At 60.6% G+C, this 11,696-nt stretch carries 10 protein-coding genes; 4 read left to right on the forward strand and 6 right to left on the reverse strand.

All coding sequences use genetic code 11. The features are described from left to right. Window positions 1–41 precede the first annotated feature (41 nt). From KW842_RS10765 to dusA, 3 genes are all read right to left on the reverse strand, one after another. On the reverse strand, window positions 42–371 hold the full coding sequence (locus KW842_RS10765; RefSeq protein ID WP_218304079.1) for an energy transducer TonB: 330 nt from the start codon (window positions 369–371) through the stop codon (window positions 42–44). A 105-nt stretch (window positions 372–476) separates the two neighbouring features. Further along, window positions 477–2,237 carry a methyl-accepting chemotaxis protein gene (locus tag KW842_RS10770; RefSeq protein ID WP_229223615.1) on the reverse strand — a complete coding sequence of 587 codons (1,761 nt, stop codon included), beginning with the start codon at window positions 2,235–2,237 and terminating at the stop codon, window positions 477–479. Window positions 2,238–2,572: 335 nt separating this feature from the next. Further along, complete coding sequence (gene dusA / locus KW842_RS10775; RefSeq protein WP_218304286.1) at window positions 2,573–3,598, reverse strand: tRNA dihydrouridine(20/20a) synthase DusA; 1,026 nt, start codon at window positions 3,596–3,598, stop codon at window positions 2,573–2,575. A 187-nt stretch (window positions 3,599–3,785) separates the two neighbouring features. On the opposite strand from dusA, the gene KW842_RS10780 reads away from it, so the two are divergent. Both KW842_RS10780 and KW842_RS10785 read left to right on the forward strand, forming a co-directional pair. Further along, window positions 3,786–4,469 carry a helix-turn-helix domain-containing protein gene (locus KW842_RS10780; protein WP_218304287.1) on the forward strand — a complete coding sequence of 228 codons (684 nt, stop codon included), beginning with the start codon at window positions 3,786–3,788 and terminating at the stop codon, window positions 4,467–4,469. After that, a complete protein-coding gene (locus tag KW842_RS10785) occupies window positions 4,456–5,184 on the forward strand; it encodes a hypothetical protein (protein WP_218304080.1) in 729 nt (242 codons plus the stop codon). Before KW842_RS10780 ends, KW842_RS10785 begins: the two co-directional genes overlap by 14 nt. On the opposite strand, the gene KW842_RS10790 is transcribed toward KW842_RS10785, so the two are convergent. After that, window positions 5,181–5,747 (reverse strand): XRE family transcriptional regulator, encoded by a 567-nt coding sequence (locus KW842_RS10790; RefSeq protein ID WP_218304081.1) that lies wholly within the window; start codon window positions 5,745–5,747, stop codon window positions 5,181–5,183. The genes KW842_RS10785 and KW842_RS10790 overlap by 4 nt on opposite strands. 43 nt (window positions 5,748–5,790) lie before the next feature. On the opposite strand from KW842_RS10790, the gene KW842_RS10795 reads away from it, so the two are divergent. Together KW842_RS10795 and KW842_RS10800 are read left to right on the forward strand one after the other, a co-directional pair. Beyond that, window positions 5,791–6,252, forward strand: coding sequence for a GNAT family N-acetyltransferase (locus KW842_RS10795; RefSeq protein WP_218304082.1), 462 nt, complete (start codon window positions 5,791–5,793; stop codon window positions 6,250–6,252). A gap of 60 nt (window positions 6,253–6,312) precedes the next feature. Further along, the gene (locus KW842_RS10800; protein WP_218304083.1) at window positions 6,313–7,437 is read left to right on the forward strand and encodes an alpha-hydroxy acid oxidase; all 1,125 of its coding nucleotides are present in this window, start codon (window positions 6,313–6,315) and stop codon (window positions 7,435–7,437) included. Here KW842_RS10800 and KW842_RS10805 read toward each other — a convergent pair whose 3' ends face one another. After that, entirely contained in the window at window positions 7,438–9,678 is a 2,241-nt protein-coding gene (locus KW842_RS10805) for a DUF3141 domain-containing protein (RefSeq protein ID WP_218304084.1), read from the reverse strand. It abuts the gene before it with no gap. A gap of 114 nt (window positions 9,679–9,792) precedes the next feature. Beyond that, the gene (gene typA / locus KW842_RS10810) at window positions 9,793–11,625 is read right to left on the reverse strand and encodes a translational GTPase TypA (RefSeq protein ID WP_218304085.1); all 1,833 of its coding nucleotides are present in this window, start codon (window positions 11,623–11,625) and stop codon (window positions 9,793–9,795) included. Window positions 11,626–11,696 lie beyond the last annotated feature (71 nt).

Genomic DNA, 11,696 nt, shown 5'->3' on the forward strand with positions numbered 1-11,696 from the left:
CGCGTGCAGGCCATGCCCATGCACGGCCCGTTTGAGACGAATTACAGCTTCCAGCTATAGTCAACCTTGGTCCAGGTCTGTGCCACGGAACCGTCTTTGGTGCCTGGCTTGAATTTGCATGCGCTCAGCGCTTTCAGTGCTGCCTTGTCGAGGTTTTTGTAGCCGCTCGATTTTTCCACTTTCGACTCGACGACGTTGCCGTCAGCGCCGACCAGGAAAGCCATGGTCACGTCGCCTTGCTCTTCGTTCATCAGCGATGCTTTTGGATATTCTGCTTTGCAGTTTTTGTCGTTCAGCGAAGCTGGCACTTCAGCAGCGAAAGCCGAGGTGGTAGCGGACAGGATGATGGCGGCGATAATAGATTTGTTCATAATGCGATTTCCCAACAATTTGTTTTTAAACACTGGTTAAACGAACTCCACAGCGGGCCATATGTCCACAAGGGCGGACGGCAGACTGCGGCAAATAAAAACTGCTTAGAACTCTTCCCACTCATCGCTACCGGCGGTGCTGGCTGCCGAGGCGACTTTTTTCGGTTTGGCTGCTGGTGCAGACGCTGGCGTTGCTTTTGCGGCCAGTTTCTTCACAGGAGCGCGGCTGGCAGCGATCGGCTTGACCACTGCTGCTTGCTTGGCGGCTGGCGCTGGCGCTGCAGCAGCCGTGCGCTCTTCACCTTCCACCAGCTTGAAGATGCTGACTACGCGAGCCAACTCGCCGGCCTGATCTTGCAAGCTTTGTGCTGCGGCGGCGGCTTCTTCCACCAGCGCGGCATTCTGTTGGGTCATGCTATCCATCTCGATGATGGACTGGTTGACCTGGGCAATACCGGCGCTCTGTTCCTGGCTGGCATTGGCGATTTCGCTCATGATGTCGGTTACGCGGCGCACCGAGGTCACTACCTCGTCCATCGTCACACCGGCCTGGCCGACCAGCTTGGTGCCGGCGCCGACTTTCTCGACCGAGTCATCGATCAGCATCTTGATTTCTTTTGCTGCGCCAGCCGAACGCTGGGCCAGATTACGCACTTCCGATGCCACCACCGCGAAGCCGCGGCCTTGTTCGCCGGCACGGGCTGCTTCAACCGCAGCGTTCAGCGCCAGGATATTGGTCTGGAAGGCGATGCCATCGATCACGCCGATGATGTCCACGATCTTCTTGGCCGAAGCATCGATCGAGCTCATGGTGTCCACCACTTGCGATACCACCTGGCCGCCTTTGACCGCCACATCCGATGCCGCCGATGCCAGCTGGTTGGCTTCACGGGCGTTGTCGGCGTTTTGTTTAACGGTCGAGGTCAGCTCATCCATGGCCGAGGCGGTTTTTTCCAGCGACGAAGCCTGCATTTCGGTACGCGACGACAGGTCGACGTTGCCGGCGGCGATTTCACGCGAGGCGGTGCCGATGGTTTCGGTGCCGGTGCGGACCTGGCTGACGATGTCGCGCAGGCTGTTGCGCATTTCACGCATTTCGAATACCAGGCTGTTCTTGTCAGCGCCGGTGGTGTTGATCGAGATCGACAGGTCGCCGCCAGCGATGGCGCCAGCGATCGACGAGGTGTAGTCAGGCTCGCCGCCCAGCTGCTTCTGCAGGCTGCGGGTGATGACCAGTGCGGCAGCCACCGAGATTGCCACGGCCAGCAGGCCCATGATGATCATGAAGGTACGTGCGCTGGAGAAGCCGTTGGCGGCATCCACTTGCATCTGCGCATTCATCTTGTCTTCCATCGAACCCAGTTGTTCCAGCGCGGTCAGCCATTTTTTCTGGGCTGGGCGGATTTCTTTCACCAGCACGCGGGTTGCCTCTTCAGGCTTGGCGGCCAGCCACAGTTCCGACGCCTTGGCGATGGCCGGCATGGCCAGCGCTTCCGATTCTTTCACGGTAGCCAGCAGGTTCTTCTCTTCCGGGGTGGCTTCCACCGCGAATTGTGCGCTCAGCTTGTTCTGGAACTCGGTGTACTTTGCGCCCAGTTCCTTGATGCGGTTCATATCGGTTTCCATGTCGGCCGGATCGGCGATCATGGTCAGCACGCGCAGCGAATTGACGCGCTCGGTCACGTTGTTACGCATGTCCACCACCAGGCGCGACACGACGTTGTTGACGGAGATAACGTGATCCAGGCGGTTCTGGATCTGCGACATGCGCAGGATGCCCACAGCGGTGACTGCCACCAGGAATACGAGCACCAGGGCGAATCCGAGGCCCAGTCGCGTACCGACTTTCATTTTTGCTAAATTCATTTCGTCTTCTTCTTTAGTGACACGTTAATAGAAGTTGCTTTGAAGCCATCGCGTTTGAGGATGCCATCCAAACAAAACCCTTGCTGCTAAGTAATAAGCTAGACAGTAGCAAACAATGACTGCGAATGCAAAATTTGCGGCTCCACCAGCAGCTTGCATGTAGTTTTTTTGAACCGCAATACAGCACGAAGGTCGGTGGATATGTGTGTATATTCAGGAATTATAGATGCAAATTTTGCCTCAAAGCAAGCAATTACTGCCCGGAAAATACGCAAACGAACTTTCTGTGTGGAAATGCCACCACAGCCAATGAAAGTTTGTCAATATACGTAGTTCTACGGAGCAATACGCAGTCGGGCTGCGGCTTCGAGGAGCAAATTGGCGTCGCCGAGGGCGAGCTTTTTGGAGTCGGACAAGGTCTGGCGGAAGGCGCGTGCGCCGGGCAGGCCAGTCATGATGCCAAGCATGTGGCGGGTGATGGAATTGAGCTTCAAGCCGAGCGGGCCATACTGGGCCAGCTGTGCCTGTATATAGGGAATCATGGCTTCCAGCACTTGTTCGCGGGTCTTGGGCGCGCTGTGGTCGCCGTAATAGCGCTGGTCGAAGTTGGCCATGACGAACGGGTTGTGATAGGCCTCGCGGCCCAGCATCACGCCGTCCAGGTGTTGCAGATGTGCATCAATCTCGGCTTCGGTCTTGATGCCGCCATTAATAATGATTTCGAAGTCAGGGAAGTCGCGCTTGAGCTGGTATGCGTAATCGTATTTCAGCGGCGGGATTTCACGGTTTTCCTTCGGCGACAAGCCTTTCAGTATCGCATTGCGGGCGTGCACGATGAAGGTCTTGCAGCCGGCGTCCGCCACCTGGCCGACGAAATCGCGGACGAAATCGTAGCTCTGCACATCATCGATGCCGATGCGGTGCTTGACGGTGACATCGATCGACACCGCGTCGCGCATGGCTTTGACGCAGTCAGCCACCAGTTGCGGCTCGGCCATCAGGCAGGCGCCGAAAGCGCCTTTCTGTACCCGCTCCGACGGGCAGCCGCAGTTGAGGTTGATCTCGTCATAGCCCCACTGCTCGCCCAGCTTGGCGCTGGTGGCCAGGTCGGACGGATCGCTGCCGCCCAGTTGCAGCGCCACAGGATGCTCTTCCTCGTTGAAGCGCAGATGCCGCTCCACATCGCCATACACCAGCGCGCCGGTGGTCACCATTTCGGTGTACAGCCAGGTGTGCTTGCTGATGTGGCGGTGAAACACGCGGCAGTGGCGGTCAGTCCAGTCCATCATCGGCGCGACGGACAGGCGGCGGCTCGGCACTACAGGTGCTTGGTCGGCGGTCGGCGGATGAATGGTGGTCATGGCGGCACAAGGCTGATCGATTGGGGTCGACATTATAGCGCAACTTCGCTTCCCCTAAGCTGCCTCAAGCTGTGCGATGGGATCGCCCTTCTGCCAAAATTCTTGCATATTCCGCCATATTCAACTGGTTATTCTTGCAAGAATACCCAAGAATACGCTTTAAGTTCCCCACAGAAAGGTCTTGAGGATGAATTTTGGCGACAAGTTAAAACAACTCCGCACCCAGAGAAATCTGACACAACCGCAGTTTGCCGAGGCGATCGGCATCGAGCAGTCTTATCTGTCCAAGCTGGAAAATGACAAGTCGCAGCCTTCGGCGGACATGTTCAGCAGCATCATCAAATCGCTGCAACTGGCACCGGCCGATTTTCTGGCCGACATAGACCGCCAAGTCCTGCACACCTCGTTGCGCCACATCCCGGAGGTCAGCCAGTTTCTGAACGGCGAGGTGCAACGCCGCCTGCACGATGCGCGCAAATACATTTGGGGCGCGGCCGCCGCCGGACTGCTGGGTTTCGCGCTGATGCTGGCGGCCAACGATGGCATCTTCTACGCCAACAATCTGTATAAATACAAATCGCAGGGCGTGCTGCTGGAAGGCGAATCCGACCAGACATTTGAACAAGCTCCCGATGCCAGCCGGGTCAAGGTGCAGACCATCGAGGTCTGGGGCAACCGTGGCAGCATGTACTTCGCGCCGGCCGCCAACGGCCAGCGCAAATTTGAACTGGCTGACGTGACCTATGTGCGTCCGCCGCAGAACAAGATCATGGGATATGTCGGCGCCCTGCTGATGTTTGGCGGACTGCTGTTGCTGGTGGTCGAATGGCGCATGCGCAAAGCCACGGGAGGCCAGCATGCCGCAGCTTAAAACCTTCTTCGCCGGCGCCGCCACCATGGCCAGCGCCCTCGCCGCCGTCGTGCTGCTGACCGGAGCGCGCGAAGACCGCCACCCGCAGTTCGACGAAATCACAGTCGGCCGTATCAACATCGTTGAGCCGGACGGCACCAAGCGGCTGGTGATTTCCAACCGCGCCCAATTCCCTGGCGATTTCATGCAAGGCAAGGAAGGCGCGCGGCCCGACCGCCGTTCATTCGCCGGCATGATCTTCGTGAACGAGGAAGGCACGGAAAACGGCGGTCTGATCCAGAAAGGCAGTATCAGCGAAGATGGCAAGGTGTCGTCCGGCCTGTCGCTAACCTTTGACCGCTTCCGCCAGGACCAGGCGCTGCAGTTGCTGAACACCGATAGCGCCACAGCGCAGCAGACCGCCATCAAAATCAACGACGTGCCCTACTTCCAGCACGCCTCCATGGACGACATCAAACGCTATGGCGAGCAAGCTCGCCAGTTGCCGGAGAGCGAACGCGAGGCTTATTGGCAGAAACTGAACCGCGAAGGCCGCCTCAGCGTCAACCGCATCTGGCTGGGCAACACGCGCGACAAAGGCTCGGCGCTGCAACTCAAAGACGCCCAGGGCCGCGTGCGCATGATGCTGATCGTCGGCGCGGACGGCGCACCGGAGATCCGCATGCTGGACGAGACTGGCAAGATCACCAGGGCGATTACGCCAGCCAGCCCTTAAGCCAAGAACGGTAGCGTCACCAGGCTGACCAGGTAGCGTGCTGGCTGGTCATGCTTGTTTTCGTAGCTGATGCCAGGGCCTTCGCGCAAGGCCAGGCAGTCTCCCGGCATCAACTGCCAGCGCTGTTCGCCGGAGGTGACTTCGATACGGCCTTCAAGCATCCACAGCTGCTGGTAGATGTCGGCGTCGTTGTGCGTCTGGTCATAGGCAACCCGGCGGCCGGGCGGAAACACCACTTCCACCATGTGCAGCGGGGAGCGCACCGGCGGCGACAGCTGGCGGCGCGTGTAGCCGGAGGGGGGATCGGTCCACACCGGCTGCGTGTCGGGCGTGCTGAGCCGTGACGGCGCCGCGCTGTCAGCCGCGAACAGCGAAGCCAGCGCGACGCCCAAGGCGCCCGCAAGCTTGTCCAGCACGGTGGCGGTGGCGCTGCTCTCGCCCCTTTCGATCAGCGAAATATTGGACCGGCTGACGCCGCTGCGTTCGGCCAAGGCCGCCAGCGACAGGCCGCGTGCGTTGCGCAAGGCTTGCACGCGGCGCGCAATGAGTTGATTGATATCCATGATTTCCATTATACTGGATTAAAATCCAATAAATTAACACGCCATGCCTATCGCTTTTGAAACGCCGGACCAGCCCGACGTCCACACGCTGATCGCCGAGCTGGACGCGTATCTGTACGCCCTCTACCCGGCCGAGTCGGTCTACGCGCTGGACATCCGTTCACTGCTGCAAGCCAACGTCCGTTTCGCCGTGGCCCGCGACAGCGACGGCGCGGCCATCGGCTGCGCCGCCGTGCTGCTGACGCCGGAATATGGCGAGATCAAGCGCATGTACGTGCGTCCCGCCGCGCGCGGCACCGGCGCCGCCAGCCAGCTGATCGGGCTGCTGGAGCAGACCGCAGTCTCCGCCGCCTGCCCGGAAATGGTGCTGGAAGCCGGCCCGGCGCAGCCGGAAGCACTGGCCTTTTACACGCGCAGCGGCTTCCAGCGGTGCGGTCCCTACGGCGACTATCCAGACGATCCACACAGCGTATTCATGCGCAAGCCGCTGGGGAAAATCGCTTAACGATGGAAAAACCGGGCTGCGCGATATACTCAAAATCCCGCAGCCTTCCATTGATCAAAAATGTCCGCGCCCACCATTTCACCGCCGCTCAATTCAATTCCCGCCGAGATCCGCAACGCCCAGGACTACGCCGCGCTGGCGCCGCACTTCATGCCGCCGTCGCACCACGCTTACATTGCGGGAGGCAGTGGCTACGGGCAGAGCGTGGCGGCAAATGTGACCGCGTTTGAACAATGGGCGATCTATCCGCGTCTGCTGCGTGATGTCAGCCAGGGTCACACGCGCATCACGCTGGCCGGCGAAACCCACGCGCATCCGCTATTCCTGGCGCCGCTGGCCTTCCACAAGCTGGCGCATCCGAACGGCGAGATCGACACCGCGCGTGCCGCCGACGCCACCGATACCTGCATGATCGCCAGCACGCAATCGTCCTGTCTGCTGGAAGAGACGGTCGCTGCCAAGCGCTGGTTCCAGCTCTACCTGCTGCCGCGCCGGGAGGACACGCTGCACCTGCTGCGCCGCGCCGAAGCGGCCGGCTACCGCGCCATCGTGCTGACGGTCGACGCACCGATCCAGGTGGCCAACCGCCGTGCGCTGGCGGCGCAATTCCAGCTGCCGGCCGACTGCGTCAACCTCAATCTGCGCGGCTACGACACCACGCCGCGCTTTGCCGGCAACGGCCCTGGCGAAAGCCGTTTCTTCCAGGGCGCCATGCGCGGCGCGCCAAGCTGGGACGATATCCATTGGGTGATGAGCCAGACCACGCTGCCGGTATGGGTCAAAGGTGTGCTGCATCCGGACGATGCGGTAGCACTGCGCGATGCGGGCGTGGCCGGTGTCGCCGTCTCCAATCATGGCGGCCGCAGCCTGGATGGCGCGCCGTCGGGACTGGACGTGCTGCCGGCAATACGCGCCGCAATCGGCCCGGACTTCCCCATCATGTATGACGGCGGCGTGCTGTCCGGCAGCGACGCCTTCAAGGCGCTGGCGCTAGGCGCGAATGCAGTGGCCATCGGCAGGCTGCAAGTGTATGCGCTGAGCGTGGCCGGCGCGCTGGGCGTGGCGCATATGCTCAAGCTGCTGCGCGAGGAACTGGAAATCTGCATGGCGATGGCGGGCTGCGCCACCATCGCCGACATCAATAGCGGCGCCCTGCTCCGCCAGGCGCGCCGCGCTAACGCTTAGTTAAGCGCCTTTCTTTTTACGCACCACGGCCAGCTTCGGCGCCTGCGGCCCGAAGATGGCGGCGACACGGTCCAGCCGCGTTGCCGCCTCGCCGGTCAGCGTGCCGGTGGCGCCGGCCACCTGGCGCACGATGCCCAGCGCGGTGGCGCGGCCTTCCGGATCTTCCGGCAGCAGCAGCGGCAGGTCATTCAGCGCCGCCTCTTCATCCACCTGCAAGATCAGGTACTGCTCGCGCAAGATCTTCTTCAGCAGCGTGACGCTCATTTCCTTGTTGTCCGAAGTACGCAAACGCAGCTGGCGCATCGCGGCAAACGCGCGTTCGTCGGCCGCGCTCATTTCCGGACTGCGGAAGATGTACAGCAAGCCGCGAATAATCCCTTCAGTCACGCCGCCTTCCTTGGTGCGCAGCGCTGCCGCCGCGCGGTTGGCGTTGAAAGTCGCCTCGCGGGCGATGTCGCGGCCGATGCGGCGCGGCTTGCCGCCGTCCGTACTCAGGCCGACCAGCGCTTGCAGCAGCGGCGAGCCATACACGCCGAGGAAAATGTTCTCGGTCGCCTGGTCGCGCGCATCCCTGTAGCGATCCAGCGCATCAACGATCTGCTTGGACCAGGCTTCCTGCATATGCAGGAAGATATTGTCCTTGGCCACCGGCTTGCGCTCGGCGCGCACCTTCTCGGCCAGCGCGGGGATCTGGTTCAGCAGCGGATTTTTGCTGGAGAAAGCGGTATAGCGCATGCGCAGTGGATGCGCCTCGCGCAGGCGCTCGGCGACGTCCTCGCTCACCAGCGATTTGACCAGCGGACTGGCAAAGGTCTGGTACAGGCCCTTGTTGATTTCCGACACGCGCGCGACGGTGGCGAAGCGGCGTTCATCCGCCACATCGTTGCCGCCCAGCGCGCGCAGCGCATCCAGGTTGCGGCGCTCAAAACGCATCACATAATCGCCAGCCGCCATATCGCCGGAGGCGATTTCCGCCTGCAGCATTTCCTCATCCTTGTCGAGGAATACCGCTTCGTACAGGCCCGGCGGCATGATGTCGATCATGTCCATGGCGGCGGTGAATTCCTCGTGTTCCTTATTGGCCACCGAGGCCGACACAAAGATGCCCAGGTGGCCTATGCTCTGGTGCATCGAGTAGATGATGGTCTGGCCGCCAGCCACCAGCGCCGCGTCATCCTCGTACAGATCCAGCACCCAGCCCAGCGCCTGCTGCGGCGGCGTGATGTCATCGCCCCACGAGCAGAACACCACGATCGGCGACTTCACATTGCGCAGGTCGATGCGGTGGCCTTGACTGTCCAGCAACGCCGCATCGCTGAGCCGGTTGCCGACAAACAGCGAGTCGGTGATGTACTGGATTTCTTCGGCGTTCAGCAGCACCGGATTGCCCCACCATTTTTCAAAGTCGAGGAAGCGCTGCGCCTCGGTATCGATCTTCGAATAAACGTTGTAGTTCTTGCTCCAGAAGGTGTTGGACGGATTCATCTTCTCGAAGTTGGCGACCAGTGCCGCACCGTCAAAGACACCGTTGCCCAAGTCGCCGGCCAGCGCCGTCATCCAGGTGCCGCCGAGGATCCCCCCCAGATAGCGCAGCGGATTCTTGCCGCGCACGCCAGCCCAGTACGACAGCGGCGCACCGGCCAGCACCAGCGGTCCGACCAGGTCCGGATTCAGCGCGCTGGTCATCATGATTTGCCAGCCGGCCTGGCAGTTGCCGATCAGCGCAGGCTTGCCGTCGGCCTGCGGATGCAGCTCGGCCACCTTGGCGATGAACTTGGCCTCGGCCTTGCAGACATCTTCAATGGTCTGGCCTGGCACAGGATGCGGCGTGAAGCCGACGAAATAGCACGGGTGGCCGGCTTTCAGCACCACGCCGATTTCACTGTCATGCTTCATGCCGCCGATGCCGGGACCGTGACCGGCACGCGGATCGAACACAATGAAGGGGCGCTTGGTCGGATCCGGCTCGACGCCGTCCGGTTGCAGGATTTTCAGCAGGCCGTAGTTGACAGGACGCTCCAGGTGGCGGCCATCCATCACGACTTCAAATGCGAAACTCAATACATGGGGAGCGGTCTGCTCGGCGCGGTGATTGCGCTCGTCGCCACGGTCACGCAGCACGTCCATGAACAGGACGCTGCGCTGGACTGCATCGACCCAGTAATCGGTCGCCTGCTGAGCCAGGTTAAAGGGATTGCCAGGCCAGGTGTTGAGCCAGGAATTCTGCTTGTCGTCACTCAAGATCATCCTCCATGCGGTTTTGCTGCCATGCACCAAAGTAACCCAGCAAGGAGGAAAACGCAAATGAAAAAAGCCGCCCGAAGGCGGCTTCTTGATCTGGCGATCAGCGAAAGATTATGCTTCGCGGGAAGCTTTCTTACGCTCGTGCTCTTTCAGGTGACGCTTGCGCAGACGGATCGATTTCGGGGTGATTTCCACCAGCTCGTCGTCGTCGATGAATTCCACTGCGTATTCCAGCGACATCTGGATCGGCGGCACCAGGCGCACGGCTTCGTCGGTACCCGACGAACGCACGTTGGTCAGCTGCTTGCCCTTGATCGGGTTAACCACCAGATCGTTGTCACGCGAGTGGATACCGATGATCATGCCTTCGTACACTGGGTCATTGTGGACCACGAACATACGGCCGCGATCTTGCAGTTTCCAGATAGCGTAAGCAACTGCTGCGCCGTCATCTTGCGAGATCAGCACGCCGTTACGACGGCCACCCAGTTCACCCTTGGTGTTGTCGACTGGTGCGTACGCGTCGAACACGTGCGACATCAGGCCGGTACCACGGGTCAGGGTCATGAATTCACCCTGGAAGCCGATCAGGCCACGTGCTGGAATACGGTATTCCAGACGCACACGGCCTTTGCCGTCCGATTCCATGTTTTGCAGGTCGCCACGACGACGGCCCAGTTCTTCCATGACGCCGCCCTGGTTGGCTTCTTCAACGTCAACCGACAGTTGCTCGAACGGCTCGTGGCGCACGCCATCCACCATTTTGAACACTACGCGCGGACGCGAAACGGCCAGCTCGAAACCTTCGCGACGCATGTTTTCGATCAGGATGGTCAGGTGCAGCTCGCCACGGCCCGATACTTCGAAGGTGGTGTCATCTTCGGTAGCGGCAACGCGCAGTGCCACGTTGGCTTTCAGTTCTTTGTCCAGACGATCGCGCAGTTGACGCGAGGTCACGAACTTGCCTTCGCGGCCAGCCAGCGGCGAGTTGTTGACCATGAAGTTCATGGTCAGGGTTGGTTCGTCGACGGTCAGCATAGGCAGCGCTTCCGGGGTATCCGGTGCGCACACGGTCGAACCGATGCCGATTTCTTCGATACCGTTGATCAGCACGATGTCGCCGGCAACAGCGTCGTCCACCAGCACGCGCTCCAGGCCCTTGAAGTTCAGCACCTGGTTGATGCGGCCCTTGATCGGGGTTGCATCCGGACCGTTCAGAACGATCACGTCCTGGCCGGTTTTCACACGGCCGCGGTTGATACGGCCAATGCCGATCTTGCCGACATACGACGAGTAGTCCAGCGAGGTAATTTGCATCTGCAGCGGACCGTCTGGATTGTCGTCACGGACTGGCACGTGTTCCAGGATGGCGTCGAACAGCGGCTTCATGTCGCCCGAACGCACGTCTTCGGTCAGACCGGCGTAGCCGTTCAGACCCGAAGCGTAAACGATAGGGAAGTCCAGTTGCTCGTCGGTAGCGCCCAGCTTGTCGAACAGTTCGAAGGTCTGGTTGATAGCCCAGTCAGCGCGCGCGCCTGGACGGTCCACCTTGTTGACCACCACGATAGGCTTCAGGCCCAGGGCCAGCGCCTTGCGGGTCACGAAACGGGTCTGTGGCATCGGGCCCTCTTGGGCGTCAACCAGCAGCAGAACCGAGTCCACCATCGACAGTACACGCTCCACTTCGCCGCCGAAGTCGGCGTGGCCTGGGGTGTCAACGATGTTGATGTGGGTGCCTTCGTACTCAACAGCGCAATTCTTCGACAGAATCGTAATGCCGCGCTCTTTTTCGAGGTCGTTCGAGTCCATGACGCGGGTATCAACCGCTTGGTTTTCGCGGAAGGTGCCGGACTGGCGCAGCAGTTGGTCAACCAGCGTGGTTTTGCCGTGGTCAACGTGGGCGATGATTGCAATATTGCGAATTGCGCGTTTAGTAGTAGACATGGTAGTTATCTTGGGGAAAAACTGCGGGTACGTACAGGAGGTACGTAAAGCCCACTAGTATAGCATGTTGC

The organism is Duganella sp. sic0402 (assembly GCF_019219065.1).
Lineage (GTDB): Bacteria > Pseudomonadota > Gammaproteobacteria > Burkholderiales > Burkholderiaceae_D > Rugamonas.